Origin of the sequence: Bacillus sp. NH11B, from assembly GCF_001884205.1 — a bacterium.
Classification (GTDB): domain Bacteria; phylum Bacillota; class Bacilli; order Bacillales; family Bacillaceae_G; genus Bacillus_A; species Bacillus_A proteolyticus.
The window spans coordinates 98,875-119,314 of the sequence record NZ_MAOG01000107.1; the positions used below are offsets into that span (position 1 = coordinate 98,875).

19 protein-coding genes are annotated in these 20,440 nt (G+C 37.5%); all 19 read right to left on the reverse strand.

Features of this window, described 5'->3' with window-relative positions:
• Positions 1-126 precede the first annotated feature (126 nt).
• Complete coding sequence (gene rpsO / locus BAU27_RS16805) at positions 127-396, reverse strand: 30S ribosomal protein S15 (protein ID WP_001229392.1); 270 nt, start codon at positions 394-396, stop codon at positions 127-129.
• 100 nt (positions 397-496) lie between these two features.
• Positions 497-1,468 carry a bifunctional riboflavin kinase/FAD synthetase gene (gene ribF, locus BAU27_RS16810; protein WP_071746776.1) on the reverse strand — a complete coding sequence of 324 codons (972 nt, stop codon included), beginning with the start codon at positions 1,466-1,468 and terminating at the stop codon, positions 497-499.
• A 43-nt stretch (positions 1,469-1,511) separates the two neighbouring features.
• Positions 1,512-2,435: a tRNA pseudouridine(55) synthase TruB gene (truB, locus tag BAU27_RS16815; protein ID WP_071746777.1), complete on the reverse strand. Its 924-nt coding sequence runs from the start codon at positions 2,433-2,435 to the stop codon at positions 1,512-1,514.
• A gap of 86 nt (positions 2,436-2,521) precedes the next feature.
• The gene (rbfA, locus tag BAU27_RS16820; protein ID WP_000776443.1) at positions 2,522-2,878 is read right to left on the reverse strand and encodes a 30S ribosome-binding factor RbfA; all 357 of its coding nucleotides are present in this window, start codon (positions 2,876-2,878) and stop codon (positions 2,522-2,524) included.
• A gap of 15 nt (positions 2,879-2,893) precedes the next feature.
• Complete coding sequence (locus tag BAU27_RS16825) at positions 2,894-3,175, reverse strand: DUF503 domain-containing protein (RefSeq protein ID WP_000582364.1); 282 nt, start codon at positions 3,173-3,175, stop codon at positions 2,894-2,896.
• Positions 3,172-5,238: a translation initiation factor IF-2 gene (gene infB, locus BAU27_RS16830; RefSeq protein ID WP_071746778.1), complete on the reverse strand. Its 2,067-nt coding sequence runs from the start codon at positions 5,236-5,238 to the stop codon at positions 3,172-3,174. The genes BAU27_RS16825 and infB overlap by 4 nt, the downstream gene beginning before the upstream one ends.
• Before the next feature lie 4 nt (positions 5,239-5,242).
• A complete protein-coding gene (locus tag BAU27_RS16835; RefSeq protein WP_001286519.1) occupies positions 5,243-5,554 on the reverse strand; it encodes a YlxQ family RNA-binding protein in 312 nt (103 codons plus the stop codon).
• A complete protein-coding gene (gene rnpM / locus BAU27_RS16840) occupies positions 5,555-5,827 on the reverse strand; it encodes an RNase P modulator RnpM (protein ID WP_000071123.1) in 273 nt (90 codons plus the stop codon).
• Positions 5,828-5,838: 11 nt separating this feature from the next.
• On the reverse strand, positions 5,839-6,945 hold the full coding sequence (gene nusA, locus BAU27_RS16845) for a transcription termination factor NusA (RefSeq protein WP_000102601.1): 1,107 nt from the start codon (positions 6,943-6,945) through the stop codon (positions 5,839-5,841).
• 17 nt (positions 6,946-6,962) lie between these two features.
• Positions 6,963-7,433 carry a ribosome maturation factor RimP gene (rimP, locus tag BAU27_RS16850; protein WP_000359098.1) on the reverse strand — a complete coding sequence of 157 codons (471 nt, stop codon included), beginning with the start codon at positions 7,431-7,433 and terminating at the stop codon, positions 6,963-6,965.
• 332 nt (positions 7,434-7,765) lie between these two features.
• Positions 7,766-12,067: a PolC-type DNA polymerase III gene (locus BAU27_RS16855; protein WP_071771498.1), complete on the reverse strand. Its 4,302-nt coding sequence runs from the start codon at positions 12,065-12,067 to the stop codon at positions 7,766-7,768.
• 124 nt (positions 12,068-12,191) lie between these two features.
• A complete protein-coding gene (locus BAU27_RS16860) occupies positions 12,192-13,892 on the reverse strand; it encodes a proline--tRNA ligase (protein WP_071771499.1) in 1,701 nt (566 codons plus the stop codon).
• A gap of 109 nt (positions 13,893-14,001) precedes the next feature.
• Complete coding sequence (rseP, locus tag BAU27_RS16865) at positions 14,002-15,258, reverse strand: RIP metalloprotease RseP (protein ID WP_071771500.1); 1,257 nt, start codon at positions 15,256-15,258, stop codon at positions 14,002-14,004.
• Positions 15,259-15,275: 17 nt separating this feature from the next.
• A complete protein-coding gene (gene dxr, locus BAU27_RS16870; protein ID WP_071771501.1) occupies positions 15,276-16,418 on the reverse strand; it encodes a 1-deoxy-D-xylulose-5-phosphate reductoisomerase in 1,143 nt (380 codons plus the stop codon).
• A 23-nt stretch (positions 16,419-16,441) separates the two neighbouring features.
• Positions 16,442-17,233, reverse strand: coding sequence for a phosphatidate cytidylyltransferase (gene cdsA, locus BAU27_RS16875; protein WP_071746783.1), 792 nt, complete (start codon positions 17,231-17,233; stop codon positions 16,442-16,444).
• Between the two features lie 17 nt (positions 17,234-17,250).
• Positions 17,251-18,027, reverse strand: coding sequence for an undecaprenyl pyrophosphate synthase (gene uppS / locus BAU27_RS16880; protein ID WP_071746784.1), 777 nt, complete (start codon positions 18,025-18,027; stop codon positions 17,251-17,253).
• Between the two features lie 85 nt (positions 18,028-18,112).
• The gene (gene frr / locus BAU27_RS16885) at positions 18,113-18,670 is read right to left on the reverse strand and encodes a ribosome recycling factor (RefSeq protein WP_000531504.1); all 558 of its coding nucleotides are present in this window, start codon (positions 18,668-18,670) and stop codon (positions 18,113-18,115) included.
• A 2-nt stretch (positions 18,671-18,672) separates the two neighbouring features.
• Positions 18,673-19,395: a UMP kinase gene (gene pyrH / locus BAU27_RS16890; protein WP_000042662.1), complete on the reverse strand. Its 723-nt coding sequence runs from the start codon at positions 19,393-19,395 to the stop codon at positions 18,673-18,675.
• 66 nt (positions 19,396-19,461) lie between these two features.
• Positions 19,462-20,349 carry a translation elongation factor Ts gene (gene tsf / locus BAU27_RS16895; protein WP_001018584.1) on the reverse strand — a complete coding sequence of 296 codons (888 nt, stop codon included), beginning with the start codon at positions 20,347-20,349 and terminating at the stop codon, positions 19,462-19,464.
• Positions 20,350-20,440 lie beyond the last annotated feature (91 nt).

Here is a 20,440-nt window from a genome sequence, read left to right on the forward strand (position 1 = left end):
TCTATGTAAATGGATAGTATATCACAATATTCTTTCCTCTAGTATTGCCGAAAATTTAATAAGCTATAAAGAGTAGAAGATATATTTTTACCTAACAAAAAAGCGGGAATATTCCCGCTTCTCTGACTATCGACGTAAGCCAAGCTTTGTGATTAATTCACGGTAACGTGTGATATCGCTATTACGAAGGTAAGTAAGTAAGTTACGACGTTTACCAACCATCTTTAATAGACCACGACGTGAATGATGATCCTTCTTGTGAGTACGTAAGTGCTCGTTTAGAGTGTTAATTTGCTCCGTTAGGACAGCAATTTGAACCTCTGGAGAACCAGTATCAGTCTCATGAGTTCTAAATTGTGCAATGATTTCATTTTTACGCTCTTGTGTTAAAGCCATCCTATTTCACCTCCTAATAATTAAACCCCCAATTACCTAGCAAGCGTCGGTGAGTCGCAATGCCAAGCAATGGTTGTCATAAAGTACATAACATAGAATACTACTTTTCATTTGAAAAAGCAAGTATATTCTTTGCGCTTGAAAAATATTCTTGGGCGATTTTCTTATCTTTCGCGATTTGTGCAACTAACTCATCAATACCATTAAACTTTTTTTCTTCTCTTATACGTATATGCCACTCCACCGTGACACTTTGATCGTATATATCTTTATTAAATTCAAATAGATGTACTTCAATAGATAATTGGCGCTCATTCTCTTTAAAAGTTGGTTTATATCCAATATTACATACGCCATCGTGCCATTCATCGTGAACTTTCAATCTCACTGCATATACACCTATTGGCGGAAGTAGATATTCATCACTTAAACCTACATTTGCAGTTGGAAAGCCAATTTGGCGTCCACGCTTGTCGCCGTGCACAACTGTTCCTTCTACCGTATAAGCTCTCCCTAAAATAGATGGAATCTGCTCCATTTCTCCATTTCGAATTAACTTTCGTAATGAAGTAGAACTTACTTTTTCTTCTTGATATTCAACTTTTTCGATCACGGTCTGTGTAAACTCCCCTCTTGCATGAAATGGTAAAGTCTCCATCTTCCCTTTTCCTAAACGTCCATATGAATAATCAAAGCCTGCTACTACATGCTTTACGTTTAAATCAATAATATAATCATCTACAAATTGTTGTGGTAATAATCCTGCAAATGATTCATCAAATTTAATAACATATAATATATCGATTCCTAAACTTTCGACTATTTTTTCTTTATCACGCATTGGTGTAATATACTCCACATGCGCTTCCTTTTTTCCTAAAACAACAGATGGATGAGGATAAAATGTCATAACTGCACTTTTATATCCCCGTTCATCCGCTATTTGCTTCGCAGTTCGAATCACACATTGATGTCCTAAATGAATGCCATCAAAAAATCCTAATGCCATTACAGTAGGTGGTAATTCTAATTTATTTTGTTCATGTGGATGAGTTAAATGAATAAGTTTCACGCTTGAATTCACCTTTTTCTGTAATAATCCTTCCGATAATTCATTATAGCTTTAGTTCTTGATTATTCACAAGTACTTTCATTGGCTTTAGCATACCAGGGTGTTTTGGATGATGCTCATAAATCGCCAAGCAACAATCATTTTTATCAAATACTGTAATAAATGGTGCTGTTATTTCTAATTCATTCTTTAAGAACATACCATTTTTTATTTTTTCTGCTTGCTTTTCATCTACAACCATTTTTGGAAACTTACTTAACGCTTCGTCGATTGAAATGAAGATAGACTCTACTGTTCCATTTTGCACGTTTTCTTCAATTTCTTCAAATGATATGCAATCTTCTAGTAAAAATTCACCAGATGCTGTTCTTACAAGATGGGACATGTGTGATGGAAAACCAAGTTTTTCACCAATCATTACCGCTAGCGTTCTTACATATGTTCCTTTACTACACGTTACACGGAAACGGAATGAAATGTTTTCCCCTTCAAAAACTTCACGTTCATCAAGTAATACAAATTCGTGAATTGTAATTGTACGAACTGGACGTTCAACCTCTTGACCTGCTCTAGCATATTCGTATAGTTTTTTCCCGTTTACTTTTACAGCTGAAAACATCGGTGGCATTTGTTCAATTGTTCCTGTTAACTTTGCAAGAACATTTTCTACTTCTTTTCGTGTAATAACACGATCCACATTTTTCGTTTCTACAACTTCACCCGAAGCATCTTCAGTCGTCGTAGAAAATCCTAATGTTACTTCACCTTCATACGTTTTCGTCTCACTTGTTAAAAATTGTGCAATTTTCGTTGCTTTACCAACACAAATCGGTAATACACCCGTTACATCTGGATCTAATGTTCCCGTATGACCAATTCGTTTCTCACGTAAAATCTTTCTTAATTTAAATACACAATCATGTGATGTCATGCCTTTTGGCTTATGTAATAATACTACGCCTTCCATATATGTTCACCTCATCATAATTCTTTCATAATAAATATCCAAAACTTATTTTGCATTGAAAAAATGGATAGACATATGTCTATCCATTATTCTTCACGTTTACCTTCTTTATTAATTTCATGTAAAAGTGTATCAATTCGATGACCATATCCGATAGACTCATCAAATTCAAAGGAAATTTCCGGTGTTTTACGAAGACGAATACGTTGGCCAATTTCTGAACGAATGAAGCCTTTTGCCTTCGCTAAACCTTTTAATGTACTTTCTTTCTGTTCTTCATCACCTAAAACAGAAATATATACTGTAGCAATTTGTAAATCTCCACTCACTTGTACATCTGTTACTGTAACAAATCCGACACGTGGATCTTTAATTTTACGACTGATTATGTCGCCTAATTCTTTTTTCATTTGCTCGCCTACACGGTTTGCACGTAATTTCATAACTCTTCACCTCATTCAGTACCATTCCAATTGTGTTATCGTACGTTCAATTTCAGGAAATGAATCGATGTACTCAAGTACACGATTCATTTCTTTTTCACAGATAACACGATTTGAGGATACGGAAACAATTGCAATTTCTGTACGTTGCCATACATCTTGATGCCCTACTTCTGAAACAGCTACGTTATAACGCTGCTTCACACGAGTTAGCACCCTTTGTAAAATTGCTCGTTTCTCTTTTAAAGAATGCACATCGTAAATCATACACTCGAATGAGAGTGAAGCGATAATCATCGCTTCACTTCTTCCATAATGTACGCTTCAATGATGTCCCCTTCTTTAAGATCATTATATCTCTCAATTGTAATACCACACTCATAGTTTTGTGCAACTTCTTTTACGTCGTCTTTGAAACGTTTTAACGTATCAAGTTGTCCTTCGAAGACTACTACGCCATCACGGATAATACGAACGCCACTATCACGTGTAATTTTACCGTCGATTACGTAACAACCTGCGATTGTTCCAACTTTTGTTACTTTGAACGTTTGACGTACTTCCGCTTGACCGATTACTTTTTCTTCGAATTCTGGATCCAGCATACCTTGCATTGCTGATTCGATTTCTTCGATTACTTTATAGATAATACGGTGTAAACGAACATCAACGTTCTCTAATTCAGCTGTACGCTTCGCATTCACATCAGGGCGTACGTTAAATCCAATTATAATTGCATTAGATGCAGAAGCTAAAATAACATCAGATTCTGTAATCGCACCTACGCCTGTATGGATAATTTTCACTTTTACGCCTTCAACATCAATTTTACGAAGTGATGCTGCCATTGCTTCTACAGAACCTTGTACGTCTGCTTTCACAATTAAGTTAATTTCTTTTACATCGCCCTCTTGGATTTGTTGGAATAAATCTTCAAGGCTTAATTTAGATTTCTCACCACGTTGAGCAAGTAACGCTTCTTGTGCACGTGATTCACCGATTTGACGAGCTTTTTTCTCATCAGCGAATGCCATGAAACGATCTCCCGCTTGTGGTACTTCATTTAAACCTGTAATTTCAACAGGAGTTGATGGACCAGCAACTTTTACACGACGACCAATATCACTTACCATCGCACGAACACGACCGAATGATGTTCCAACAACAATTGGATCTCCAACTCGAAGTGTACCGTTTTGAACAAGTAATGTCGCGATAGTTCCTTTACCTTTATCAAGCTGCGCTTCAATTACAGTACCAGTTGCATAGCGATTTGGATTTGCTTTATATTCTTCTACTTCACTCACAAGAAGAATCATTTCTAGCAAGTTGTCAATTCCCTCGCCTTGAATTGCAGAAATTGGTACGAAAATTGTGTCTCCGCCCCAAGCTTCTGGAACTAATTCATATTCTGTTAATTCTTGCATTACACGATCAGGATTTGCCGCTGGTTTATCCATTTTATTCACTGCAACAATAATTGGTACTCCAGCTGCTTTCGCATGGCTAATTGCTTCAACTGTTTGTGGCATAACACCGTCATCAGCTGCAACAACAAGAATTGTAATATCCGTTACTTGCGCACCACGAGCACGCATCGTTGTAAATGCTGCGTGACCAGGCGTATCTAAGAATGTAATTTTTTTATCATTTACATCAACTTGGTATGCACCGATATGCTGAGTAATTCCACCAGCTTCGCCAGCAGTTACTTTTGAATTACGGATAGAGTCAAGCAATGTTGTTTTACCATGGTCAACGTGTCCCATAATTGTAACAACAGCTGGACGCTCTTTTAAGTTTTCTTCATCATCTTGCTCATCGATGAATGTTTCAAATTCAGTTTCACTTACAACTACTTCTTCTTCTACTTCAATACCGTAATCAGTAGCAATTAACTCAATTGTATCTTTATCTAAATCTTGGTTAATTGTTGCCATAATCCCTATCATGAAGAGCTTTTTAATAATTTCAGATGGCTCTTTGCTTAACTTTTTAGCAAGTTCACCTACTGTAAGGCTTCCAGAGAAAGTAATTTTATCTGGTGTTTCTACTATTTGTGTTTGTTGTCTTCCAGCAAAGTTTTCTTGACGTTTGTCTTCATTTCCTTTGCCTTTTTTCTTCTTCTTATTGCTGTTCTTTTTACTGCGAACAACTTTCTCTTCTACTTCAAACTCATCTGCAACAGAAGGTTTTTCTGCCCCAGTGTTATATTGATTATCTAATTTGTTTACTACTTCGTCTTCTAACATTGTCATATGATTCGAAACCTCGATATTCATCTCTTTTAGTTTTGTCATAAGATCTTTACTTGAGATATTATTTTTTTTTGCATATTCATGTACTCGGATTTTACTCATACCTTCACCCCCGGTAATTTGTATCGAGCATGCTACGTAGCTTTTTCGCAAAGCCTTCATCTAATACAGCTACAACGACTCGCTCGTCTCTCCCAATCGCATGCCCTAATTGTTGTCGGTTTTCGACTTTTCTCATTGGTATGTTGTAGTACGTGGTTTTATCAATGATACGTTTTGTAGTGTTCGCTGACGCATCTTCAGAAAGCAATACAAGCTTTGCTTTGCCACTTCGTACTTCTTTTAAAACGAGTTCTTCACCCGAAATAATTTTTCGAGCGCGGTTTGCTAGTCCTAAAAACGATTTCCAATCGGACACTTACTTCGACTCCTTCTCAACAAGCTCAAGAAGCTCTTCGTACAGAGAACTGTCGATTTTCGCTTTTAGATGATGTTCCAAAATATTTTTCTTTTGGGCTTGAATAATGCATTCTTTATCTTTTGACAAATATGCACCTCGTCCTGATTTCTTTCCTGATAAATCAATAGACACTTCGCCCTCTTTGGAACGAACAATGCGAACGAGCTCTCGTTTTGATTTCATCTCTTGCGTCGCAATACATTTTCGTAACGGAACTTTTCGATTGCTCATGCTCATCACCTCTATTCGATTTCGTCTTCAACTGAATCGAATCCGAATGCGATTACGCTATCTTCTTCTGTTACAATACCAAGTTGTTTCGCATCCGACTCACTTTTAATATCAATTTTCCAGCCTGTTAATTTAGCTGCAAGACGTGCATTTTGTCCACGCTTACCAATTGCTAATGAAAGCTGGTGGTCTGGAACAACAACAGTTGTTGCTTTTTCTTCTTCATCTACAAGTACTTTAACAACTTGTGATGGACTTAAAGCATTTGCAACATATTCAACTGGATCATTTGACCAGCGAACGATGTCAATTTTTTCACCTTTTAGTTCATCTACAATGCGTTGTACACGTTGTCCTTTCGGTCCTACACAAGAACCTACTGGATCAACATCGATATTCTCTGCATACACAGAAATTTTCGAACGATCGCCTGCTTCACGCGCTACAGAGCGAATTTCTACAGTTCCATCATAAATTTCTGGAACTTCCATTTCGAATAAACGTTTTAAAAGACCAGGATGTGTACGTGATACGTAAATTTGTGGTCCTTTCGTTGTTTTTTCTACTTTTGTAATAAATACGCGAATACGATCATGTGGTTTATATTGCTCATTTGGCATTTGCTCACTTACAGGTAATAAAGCTTCTACTTTCCCTAAGCTTACATAGATGAAACGAGCATCTTGGCGCTGTACAATACCAACCATAATGTCTTCTTCACGATCACTAAATTCTGAATAAATAACACCACGTTCCGCCTCACGAACTCGTTGTGTTACAACTTGTTTTGCAGTTTGTGCTGCAATACGACCAAAATCTTTTGGCGTTACTTCAATTTCTAGTACGTCGCCATCTTGGTAGTTTGGATTAATTTGTCTTGCCTCTTCTACAGAGATTTCAAGACGTGGATCAAACACATTATCAACAACGTCTTTACGTGCTAAAACTTGAATTGTTCCCACTTCTGGGTTAAAGCTCACACGAACGTTTTGTGCTTGGTTAAAATTGCGTTTATAAGCAGAGATTAATGCTGCTTCAATCGCATCAATAATAATATCTTTGCTAATACCTTTTTCTGACTCTAAAACGAGCAAAGCATCTAACAACTCAGTGCTCATGTAGATCCCCCTTCTTACTAAAACGTAACAGCAAGTCGCGCATTGGCAACTTTATCCATTGGAATTTGGATTTCTTTTTTACGTGTTTTAATTGTTAATAGTAGTGTAATTGTAGTACCGTCGTAGGAAAGTAGCTTTCCTTCAAACATCTTCTCACCATCAATCGGCTCATATGTTTTAATTGCCACTTGTTTCCCTACCGCTTGCTGGAAGTCTTTCTCTTTCTTTAATGGGCGTTCCGCTCCAGGAGATGATACATCCAAAAAGTAAAGATGAGGAATTGGATCCTCTTTATCTAAAGCTTCGCTTAAACGTTCACTTACCGCACCGCATTCTTCAATGTCGACTCCCTTTTCAGAATCGATGAATACGCGTAAGAACCAGTCTTGTCCTTCTTGCACATACTCTACATCTACAAGTTCAAGATTTAACTCTTCAACGATCGGCTGCGCAAATGCTTCTACAACTTCTGTGACTTTCTTATCCATAAACAGCCTCCTTCCTGCCGCCATGTACCATTTACAAGAAAAGATCCCGTTCATTAAGACGGTCTATCTTATTCTTTCTCGTTAGCTAACAAAAGCCCCTGCCGTTAAGCAGGGAATATCTGTCTTAGTATTACCAAATTTAAGAAGTAAAACTTGTAACAAAATATGTATATACGACAGAAATATCTTTACTATCCCATAAATAAAATGTAGATAGTAACACGAAAGAGTGGGTTTCCCCACTCTCTTTTTCACAAAATATACATGACATGGTTATCTCGGTTTATAGTATACCATAGCAAATATTGATTTGCAAAGACTTTTCCTACCTGTTAGAACAGTGATAATTGGTTTTGATCCGGTAAATCTCCTAGACAACCTTGACTATCTAAATACTCAATAATTGTTTTTGAAACCTTACTGCGCTGCTGTAAGTCTTCTTTTGATAGGAAGTCTCCATTTTTACGTGCTTCTACAATACTTAAAGCTGCGTTTGTACCAAGACCAGGCACTGCATTAAATGGAGGAATTAATGAGTCTCCATCAATAATAAATTCTGTTGCATGCGAGCGGTATAAATCAACCTTTTGGAATGAGTATCCACGTTCACACATTTCAAGTGTCATTTCTAGTACAGTTAATAAACTCTTCTCTTTCGGCGCTGCATCCAATCCTTTTTGGGCGATTTCGTCAATTTTTACGCGTATGGATGCTGAACCTTTCGCCATCGCTTCTACATCAAAATCATCTGCACGAACTGTAAAATATGCCGCATAGAATAAAAGTGCAAAATGCACTTTAAAGTATGCGATACGTACAGCCATAAGTACGTAAGCAGCCGCATGGGCTTTAGGGAACATGTATTTAATCTTCTTACATGAATCAATATACCAACCCGGTACATTATTATTTTTCATGTCCTCTTCCCATTCTTCCGGTACACCTTTACCTTTACGAACTGACTCCATGATTTTGAAGGCTAATGATGGATCTAAACCTTGATAAATTAAATATACCATGATGTCATCACGACAACCGATAACTTCACTCAGTGTACAAGTACCATTATAAATTAACTCGTTTGCATTACCGAGCCATACGTCAGTACCATGTGATAGTCCAGAGATTTGGACTAACTCTGAGAATGTCGTTGGTTTTGTCTCTTCTAACATTTGTCTTACGAATTTCGTACCAAACTCTGGTATACCAAGTGTACCTGTTTTACAGTTGATTTGTTCTTCCGTTACCCCTAACGATTCTGGACCAGAGAAAATTTTCATCACTTCTGGATCATCCGTTGGTATTGTTTTTGGATCAATACCACTTAAATCTTGTAACATACGAATAACGGTCGGGTCATCGTGTCCTAGTATATCAAGTTTTAATAAATTATCATGAATTGAGTGGAAATCAAAGTGTGTTGTTCTCCACTCAGCCCCTATTGAATCCGCCGGAAACTGTATTGGTGAGAAATCAAAGATGTCCATGTAATCTGGCACAACGATAATACCACCTGGATGCTGTCCAGTTGTACGTTTTACACCCGTACATCCTGAAACTAAACGATCAATCTCTGCATTTCGAATCGTTAAATTATGATCATTTGCATAACCTTTTACATATCCATAAGCAGTTTTTTCCGCAACCGTACCAATCGTTCCAGCACGATATACATAATCTTCACCAAACAATACTTTCGTATAGTTATGGGCACGTGGTTGGTATTCCCCAGAAAAGTTCAGATCGATATCGGGCACCTTATCTCCTTTAAATCCAAGGAACGTTTCGAACGGAATATCGTGGCCATCTTTTACATATGACACATTACAGGTTGGACAGTCTTTATCTGGCAAGTCAAAACCAGAACCAACCGAACCGTCATTAAAGAATTCTGATTGCTTACACTTTGGACATACATAATGTGGTGGTAATGGGTTTACTTCTGTAATTTCCATCATCGTTGCAACAAATGATGACCCTACCGACCCACGCGAACCTACTAGATAGCCGTCGACTAACGATTTTTTCACAAGCTTATGCGAAATTAAATAAATAACGGCGAATCCATGTCCAATAATACTTTTCAATTCTTTTTCCAAACGAGCTTCTACAATTTCCGGTAGCTCTTCACCATAAATGCTACGCGCCATTTTATAACTCATATCACGCGTTTCATCATCGGCACCTTCAATCTTCGGTGTGTATAAATCATCTTTTACTGGATGAACATCACCAATTAACGATGCAATCTTTTGTGTATTCGTTACTACAATTTCTTTCGCTGTGTCTTCACCTAAGAATGAAAAACACTCTAACATTTCATCTGTTGTACGGAAATGTACAGGCGGTAATGAATGACGATTTAATGGATTTGCTCCACCCTGCGAACTGACTAAAATTTTACGATACATTGCATCCTCTGGTTCTAAATAATGCACGTTCCCTGTAGCAACAACTGGTTTGTCTAACGTCTCACCTAGCTTTACTAAGTTAGAAATAATTGTTTTTAATTGTCCTTCATCTCTAACAAGTTCACGTTCTACTAAATGACGTAACACCTCTGGAGGCATAACCTCAATATAATCATAAAACTGTGCAATTTCTTCTACTTCTTCAGGTGCTTTTTGCATCATCGCTTCAAACACTTCACCTTTATCACAAGCCGTTCCAACTATAATACCTTCACGATATTTTTTTAATAGTGATCGTGGCACACGTGGTACACGGTAAAAGTAATTAAGATGAGAATATGAAACAAGTTTATATAAGTTCTTCAATCCAACGTCTGATGTAGCAAGTAATGTCATATGACTTGGGCGCCCTCGTTTATATGCATCCCCTTGTCCCATACTATCGTTTAATTGATCGTGATATTCAAATCCCTTTTCAATCACATCTTTTAACATTTTTACAAGTAAATATCCCGTTGCTTCTGTATCATAAATCGCACGGTGATGTTGTGTTAATTCAATATCGAGCTTTTTACACATCGTATTTAATCGATGGTTTTTCATTTCTGGGAATAAGAACCGTGCAAGTTCTAACGTATCAACAACTGGGTTTTTCGTTTTTTCTAGCCCTGCTTTTTTAAAGCCTACGTTAATGAATCCCATATCAAAGCTTGCGTTATGAGCAACAAGAGTATGGTCACCCATCCATTCCTCAAACTTTTTAAATACTTCGTCCACTTCTGGCGCATCAGTTAACATATCATCTGTAATACCTGTTAATTCAATAATTGTCGCAGATAATGGTTGATGCGGATTTGCGAAAGATTCAAAGCGGTCAATAATTTCGCCACCTTTTACCTTTACAGCAGCTAACTCAATAACTGTATCATATACAGCCGATAAACCTGTCGTCTCAACGTCGAAAACAACATACGTTTCCTCTGCAAGTAGACGATGTGCTTCGTTATATGCTATCGGTACACCATCATTAACTAAATTAGCCTCTACACCATATATAACTTTAACCCCAGCCTTTTCACCCGCAGAATATGCCTCTGGGAAAGACTGAGCAACGGCGTGATCTGTAACTGCAATTGCCTCATGCCCCCATTTCCCTGCTTGAGCAACAAGCTTAGAAACAGGAGTAACAGCATCCATTTGGCTCATCGGTGTGTGAAGGTGCAGCTCTACACGTTTTTCGCCTTCTGGCGCTTTATCTTTACGTGAAGGACCTGTTATTTCATTAATATCATTTGCAATCATTACTAAATCTCGAACAAACGTATCATTTTGGACAGAACCACGCGCTTTCACCCACATTCCTTTTTTCAAGGATTGCAGCATCGGAATATCTTCTTTGTCACGTGAGAACATTTTTATCATAATAGAATCTGTATAATCCGTTATTTTTAAAGTTAATAACGTACGTCCACTACGAAGCTCTTTTGTTTCTACATGGAAGACATACCCTTGAACTGTTTTTCTTCTTTCTTCATCTTGAATTTCTCGCATCGGTGTAATCTCTTCATCTGGCTTAATAAGATACCCGAGTGTGATCGGCCCTTCATGCACAACGCTACTTTCTTCAGCTTGCTTCTTCGCCATTTCTTCCATAGCTTGTATTACACGCTCTCGGTCTTCTTGCTGAGTTTGCTCACGAAACTTTTGCATTTCTTCTGTATTTTGCTTTATATGTGTGTCTAGCTGAAAACGTGGGAATCCAAAGGCTTCATATTGATCACCTACTGGTTTCGCAACATTTTTCTTTAAAGCAGTAGATTCAAGATCATTATTCACATTTATTAGCAGCTTCACGCCATTAACCTGCGGAAGTTGCTTCTTTAAGTACGCAAACATAGGTGAAAATGTAATTCGTTCCGTACAAAGCGGCCAATACGCCTTTACTTCTTCTTCTGTAAATTGTTTATTCTCTGTTTCTAATGCAAATGTTGTTCTTGCAATATGAGAAAATGATTGCTTAAGCTTCGTTTCTAGCAATTCATATAATTCTGTCGGCAAAATACGTGGCACTTGTAAATCAAAATGCCAACTTTTATTCGCTTTATCAATAACTAGCCTTTCAATACCACCGCCATGTAAATATTGATTTATAAGGTCTTCTGGTATTTGCAACTGTTGGAGCAAAATTTGAAATCGCTCTTGTTGTTCATTTGTTAATGACATAAGCACTCTCCTTCCATTTGCTATTATAAATTGAAACGTACTACAAAGAAAGATTTCTCCCTTCTTCTTTTACAAAATACGTTTACAAAGAAAGAGAAGGTACCTCGTAACGAGGTACCCCTTCTTATTTTAAAATATTAGCAATATATGTTTGAAGTTCTTCTACTTTCACTTCTTCAGATTCGCCTGTAGCACGTACTTTCACTTCTACAATACCTTCATCTGCTTTTTTACCCACTGTGACACGAACTGGAAGACCGAATAAATCTGCATCTGCAAATTTCACACCTGCACGTTCTGCTCGATCATCTAGTAATACTTCGTATCCTTGTTCTTGTAATGAGCTGTAGATATTTTCACCCATTTCACGTTGTACATCAGATTTCATATTTACTGGAATTACATGCACATGGAATGGTGCGACAGCTTTTGGCCAAACTAAACCGTTCTCGTCATTGAACTGTTCTGCAATGGCTGCCACTGTACGAGATACACCAATGCCGTAACAACCCATAATAAGTGGTTTTGTTTTCCCATTTTCATCTAGGAACGTTGCTTGCATTGCCTCACTATAACGAGTTCCTAATTTGAACACATGACCAACTTCAATTCCGCGTGCGAAAAGAATTGTTCCATTTCCATCTGGAGATTGGTCTCCTTCTTGGATGAAGCGTAAATCTGTATATTGACTTACTTTAAAGTCACGTTCTGGATTTACATTTACATAATGGAATCCTTCTTCATTCGCTCCTGAACATCCGTTTACAATTGATGCTACAGCATGGTCAGCAATAATTTCTACATCGCCTGTCACACCAATCGGTCCTAATGAACCAATTTCACAATTTAATAACTCTTTTACTTCTTCATGGGAAGCAAGTTCAACAACTGAAGCGCCGTATACATTTTTCACTTTTACATCGTTTACTTCATGATCACCACGAACAAGTACAACTACTAATTTCTCATCTACTTTAAATACCATAGACTTAATGCATTTTTCCGCTGCAATATTTAAGAATGCAGATACTTCTTCAATAGCCTTTTGATCTGGTGTTGCTACTTTTTCAAGTGCCTTTTCTTCTTCGTCACTCTTTGTATACGTTGCTACAACAGGAGCCATTTCGATGTTTGCTGCATAATCAGATGTATCAGAGTATGCGATTGTATCTTCCCCAACATCAGATAATACCATAAATTCATGTGTATCTTTTCCGCCCATTGCTCCAGAATCAGCAATAACCGCACGGAAATTCAAACCACAACGAGCAAAAATGTTAGAGTATGCTTTGTATAAGCGATCGTACACTTCATCTAAGCTCTCTTGTGTAGCATGGAAAGAGTATGCATCTTTCATTAGAAACTCTCTTCCACGTAATAAACCGAAACGAGGTCTTTGCTCATCACGGAATTTTGTTTGAATTTGGTATAATGTTAACGGCAATTTTTTATATGATTTCACTTCATCACGCACAAGATCCGTAATTACTTCCTCATGTGTCGCTCCTAATGCAAACTCACGAGAGTTACGATCTTTCATACGCATTAATTCAGATCCATAAGAATACCAACGACCTGACTCTTGCCATAATTCTGCAGCTTGCATAGCCGGCATTAATAATTCTACAGCTCCTGCGCGCTCCATTTCTTCTCGAACGATACGTTCTACTTTGTGTAATACTTTTAAACCAAATGGTAGAAAACTATAAATACCAGAAGCATTTTGACGCATAAAACCTGCGCGAAGTAATAGTTGATGACTCTTAATTTCAGCATCAGCTGGAACTTCACGTAATGTAGGACTGAATACCATACTTTGTTTCATATATTTGCACCTCTTCATTTTACTCTTATACGCAGTAAAACCCCTCACCTCGAATTAGGTGAGGGATTTCATTCTACGGGCTCTATTTCATTATAAGTTTCATTCTATTTTACAAGAAAAACTTACGAATGTCATTCCATGTTACAACTAACATTAATAACATTAATAATGCAAAACCAATAAAGTGAACCATTCCTTCTTTTTGACGGTCAATTGGTTTCCCTCGTAACGCTTCAATTAAGAAGAAGAATAAACGTCCACCGTCTAAAGCTGGAACTGGTAATAAATTAAATAAACCAAGGTTAATACTTAATACTGCTGCTAAATTTAATACACGCGTAAATCCATAATCTACAACTTGATCTGTAAGATTATAAATTCCTACTGGACCTGACAACTCATTAATAGAGAATTGACCAGTTACTAATTTCACAAGCGACTCAAAAATTATTTTTGTCCATTGGTATGTTTGTTCAAAACCTGATTTAATAGAACCCATTACTGTTTTCTCTACTGGAGTGTAAACACCAATTCTACCCACTTCTTCTTTACCATCTTTATCGAGTGTTGGCGTTACTTTCACATTAAGCTGTTCATTATCACGCTTTACGTGTAACGTAATTTCTTTATTCGGGTTTGCACGTACAATGGTAACAACATCTTTCCATGTACTTGTGTTTTTCCCATCAATTGCTTGAATTGTATCATTTTCTTTTAATCCAGCTTGCTCTGCAGCACTATTCTCCATTACTTTTCCGACCATTGGCTTGTCAATAGGAACCCCTTGTACAAATCCAAGAATCACAAAAATAACAAATGCTAAAATGAAGTTCATTGCAGGACCCGCAAAGATTGTTAAAGCGCGTTGCCCCAGTTTTTTTGAGCCAAATTGTCTATTATACGGAGCGATTTGAATTTCTTCTCCCGCAGTAATAATACGAGCCTTTTCATTCACACGGAACGTTTGAAGATCTTCCTCGTACTCTTCATAGCCCAAAATTGTTAGATTATGTTCTAAATCAGCTTGTTCGACTTCAATGACACGAACATTTGGATACTTTTCATACCCATCAAAAACTAATTTCACAACTTCGTCTTTTTCATTTAGTACAAGGCCAACCTTTTTGCCGGGCTTTAACTCAACTGTGTCTGCATCCTCGCCAGCCATTCTTACATAGCCACCAAGGGGCAGTAATCGAATCGTATACACCGTTTCATTCTTTTCAAATGAGAATATTTTCGGACCAAAACCAATTGCAAACTCGCGGCATAAAATACCTGCTCTTTTTGCGAAATATAGATGTCCTAGCTCATGGAAAAATACGAGTGCACCGAAAATTAATATAAAGGCAATCGCTGTATTCAATTCCATAACCACCTTTGCTAAATTTGTTCCATCACAAACCGTCTTGTGGCTGCATCAATTTCCAGAATTTCCTCTAAGCTCGGTCGTGCAATAACATTGTGATGGTGCATTGCTTTTTCAATGAGGTCTTCCACTGTTAAGAAACCAATTCTCTTTTGTAAAAAAGCTTCAACAGCTATCTCATTGGCTGCATTCATTACAGCTGGCATACTTCCACCTGCTTTCCCAGCTTCATACGCAAAACGTAGGCAACGGAAACGTTCTTGATTCATTTTCTCAAAATGCAATGTTCCCATTTCCCATAAATTTAACTGTTTTGTGTCTGAAAGAGGTAATCTGTCAGGATATGTAAGTGCGTATTGAATTGGTACTCGCATATCCGGTGAGCCAAGCTGCGCCATTACACTACGGTCTTCAAATTCAACCATAGAATGGATAATACTTTCTTTATGTAAAACAACATCAATTTGCTCGTAAGGGATACCAAAAAGCCAATGTGCTTCAATTACTTCTAGTCCCTTATTCATCATTGTAGCAGAATCAATTGTAATTTTCGAACCCATTGACCAGTTTGGATGTCGAAGCGCATCTTCTACGGTCACATGATGCAATTCATCCCTCGTTTTATCACGGAAACTTCCACCAGAAGCCGTTATAATGAGTCGAGAAATTCTTTTTTCATTTTCACCATTCAAGCATTGAAAAATAGCTGAATGTTCACTATCTACTGGAAGTAACGAAACGTTATGTTTTCGTGCCGCTTCCATTACAAGATGCCCTGCAGTTACTAACGTTTCTTTGTTTGCAATTCCAATTGTTTTTTTCGCCTCAATTGCACGCAGTGTTGGTAACAACCCTACACTACCTACAACAGCATTTACTACAATCTCCACATCTGGATGTAATGCTACTTCTAAAAGCCCTTCACTACCATATACAATTTTTGTATTACCAGAAACAGCTTGTAATTTTAAAACATCTTCTTCTCTTTGCACAGAGACGATTTGCGGAGAAAATTCTTGAATTACCTTTACTGCGTAGTCAATATTTTTCCCTACAGAAAAAGCAACGAGACGGAATTGGTCTGGGTGCGAGCGTAATACATCTAAAGTTTGTGTACCGATTGATCCGCTTGCACCTAATAAACTTATGTTTTTCATGACTCCAACCCCTCGTTCATTTATTAATTATATTGTAATAAAAAATAGAGAATTGGTAAAACAAATAACCAACTATCTGTTCGATCTAATATTCCACCATGTCCAGGTAAAATTGTACCTGAATCCTTTACACCATAATGGCGCTTAAATGCAGATTGCACTAAATCACCAATTTGTCCAAAAATAGAAATGATAATCGTCAGAACGATTAAAATCCCTACATTCGCTTCAACCGGGAAGAACATATTGTACACAAGTGCAACAACAATTCCACAAACGATTCCGCCTAATGAACCTTCAATCGTTTTATTTGGACTAATTTCCGGCCACAATTTTCTCTTTCCTACTGCTTTCCCTACGAAATATGCGCCTGAATCAGTAGCCCATATAACAAATAATGCGCAAAACACATATTTAATTCCTAATATTCTCGTTTCATTTAAATATAAGAATCCCATTGCCACATATGTCGTTGCCATTAGTAAAAAGGAAGCATTATCAAAAGTAAATGTATTCTTAGAAAGGACTGTATATGATAAAAGTAATAAAACAATCACAAATGTGATTTCTAATTTACCTAATCCAATCCACGTAAACAGTTCTGATGCACTACTTGGGATTAAAATAATCCACAATAATATTGCAGCTAAAACTGTTGGTACTGAAATAATTGTAAGCTTATTCATACGAATTAATTCATATAAACCTATAGAAGCAAGTGCATACACTAAAACCGTAAAAGGCACGCCACCGTAAATTACGATGGGAATGAATAGCGCGGCAGCAATCACTCCAGTAATAATTCTCTGTTTCACTACCAAACCCTCTCTTTCTACACGCCTCCGAACCTGCGCCCTCTATGCTGAAAATCTGTAATCGCATTTAGCAAATGTTCTTCGGTAAAATCTGGCCAATACACATCTGTAAACCAAAATTCCGAATAAGCAATTTGCCATAACATGAAATTACTAATACGTAGCTCTCCGCTTGTACGGATTAACAACTCTGGATCAGGTAAAGAATTCGTCATTAAGTAAGAAGAAATCATTTCTTCACTTATTTCTTCAGCACGAATTTTCCCTTCCTCACTATCTTTCATCATATGTTGCACAGCAGAAACGATTTCATCTCGACTTCCATAGTTTAACGCGAAATTAAGAATTAATCCCGTATTCTCTTTCGTATCTTCCATGGCTTTTTCCATCGCTCTGCGCGTATGCGTAGGAAGACGATCTTGTTGCCCTATTACTCGGACTTGTACGTTTTCTTCAATTAATTCTGGCAAAAATGTACCTAAAAATTCCTCTGGAAGCTTCATCAAATAATCAACTTCCTTTTTCGGTCTTTTCCAGTTCTCAGTCGAAAAAGCATAAAGAGTTAATACTTTCACACCAAGCTTACTTGCAAATTTTGTTATTTTTTTCACAACTTGCATGCCTTCATGATGTCCAGCAATGCGAGGCATCGCTCTCCTCTTTGCCCATCTTCCATTACCATCCATAATGATGGCAATATGTTCTGGGATATATCCTTTTTTCACTTCTTCAATGAGATGATCAAACGATGTGACCTTTTTACCTTTAAAAAAAGGAAACTTTTTAAACATCATTCATACCCTCCAACAAGCAGACGTATGCCTAAAAGTGTAAAAAGACCCCCTTAAGAAGAGGGTCATATTTGCGAAGTTATCGCTATTACACTTCCATGATTTCTTTTTCTTTGTTTTTTGCGATTTCGTCAACTTTTGCAATATATTTGTCTGTTTCTTTTTGGATATCTTCAGTATATCCTCTTAAATCATCTTCTGTAATATCTCCAGCTTTTTCAAGCTTCTTAAGATCGTCATTACCATCACGACGTACGTTACGAACAGCTACTTTTGCTTCTTCAGCATATTTTTTCACAACTTTAACAAGATCACGACGACGCTCTTCTGTTAATGCAGGGAATGCAATACGAATTACAGTTCCATCATTAGAAGGATTTAAGCCTAAATCTGCTTTTAAAATTGCTTTTTCGATATCACCAATAGAAGTTTTATCATAAGGCTGAATTACAAGTAAACGTGCTTCTGGAACTGTGATGTTCGCTAATTGCACAACTGGTGTTGGTGCACCGTAGTAATCAACTTGTACCTTATCTAATACAGATGAGCTTGCACGACCAGCGCGAACTGTTGCTAATTCACGAGAATACGCTGCAACTGCTTTTTCCATTTTTTCATTTGAAGACTTCAATACTTGTTGTCCCATATTTATTTCCCCCTTACAACTGTTCCAATATTTTCGCCTAAAACGGCACGTTTAATGTTACCTTTTTCCATAACCGAGAATACAATTAATGGAATATCGTTATCCATACATAAAGAAGAAGCTGTAGAATCCATTACACCTAAACCTTCTTTTAATACATCTAAGTAAGTAAGTGTTTCGTATTTTGTAGCTGTTGGGTCAATAGATGGATCCGCACTATATACGCCATCCACATTATTTTTCGCCATTAAAATAACGTCCGCTTCGATTTCCGCTGCACGTAATGCTGCCGTTGTGTCTGTAGAGAAGTACGGATTACCTGTACCTGCGGCAAAGATCACAACACGTTTTTTCTCTAAGTGACGAATCGCTTTACGACGAATGTAAGGCTCTGCAACCTGACGCATTTCGATTGAAGTTTGGACACGAGTTTGAATACCAATGTTCTCTAAGCTATCTTGAAGAGCTAATGAGTTCATAACTGTTGCTAACATACCCATGTAATCTGCTCCAGCACGATCCATTCCCATTTCACTTCCGATTTTTCCACGCCAAATGTTTCCGCCACCAACAACAACAGCAACTTCTACATCAAGTTCTGCAATTTCCTTCACTTGTTCTGCAACTGATTTAATAACAGCTGGGTTAATTCCAAATCCTTGTTCGCCAGCTAACGCTTCTCCGCTTAGCTTTAATACGACACGATTATATTTCGGTTTACTCATAATGAACCTCCAATTGCTTACATCTTTATTTTAAAAAAGGGAACACAAAGTGTTCCCTAATCTGTATTAGTTGCTACCTTTTACTTGGTTCATTACTTCTTCAGCAAAGTTGTCTTCGCGTTTTTCGATACCTTCACCAACAGCGTAGCGAACGAATCCTTTTAATGTTCCGCCTTTAGACTCAACGAACTGACGAACTTTCATATCAGGGTTTTTAACGAACGCTTGGTCAAGTAAGCAAATTTCTTCGAAGAATTTGCCAAGGCGGCCTTCAACCATTTTTGCAACGATTTTTTCAGGCTTGCCTTCGTTTAAAGCTTGTTGTGTTAATACTTGACGCTCATGCTCAACTTCTTCAGCTGTTACAGCATCGCGGTCGATGTATTTAGGGTTAACTGCTGCGATGTGCATTGCTACATCTTTAGCAGCTGCTTCGTCAGTAGAACCTTCAAGAACTGTTAATACACCAATACGTCCACCCATGTGTAGGTAAGCGCCAAATGCATCAGCATCAGTTTTTGATACGATTTCGAAACGACGAAGTGTAAGTTTTTCACCAATTTTAGCGATTGCTTCGTTGATGTGCTCTTCTACTGTTTTGCCGCCTTCGATTGTTTGAGCCATAGCTTCTTCAATGTTAGCTGGTTTGTTAGCTAATAAGTGAGCAGCTAATTCTTTAATTAATGCTTGGAAACCTTCGTTTTTCGCAACGAAATCAGTTTCAGAGTTTAATTCTAAGATTAAACCTTCGTTACCGTTTGTTTCGATGAAAGTTAAACCTTCAGCAGCGATACGGTCTGCTTTTTTAGCAGCTTTCGCAATACCTTTTTCACGTAAGAAGTCAATTGCTTTCTCCATGTCGCCATTAGTTTCAGTTAAAGCTTTTTTGCAGTCCATCATACCTGCGCCTGTTTTTTCACGAAGTTCTTTTACCATTTGTGCAGTGATTGCCATGTTTTTCATCCTCCTAAAATATGTATTTATACCTTTTAAAAAGGTGTTTATACCTTAAAAAAGGTGATAAAAGGCCGAACCCCTTATCACC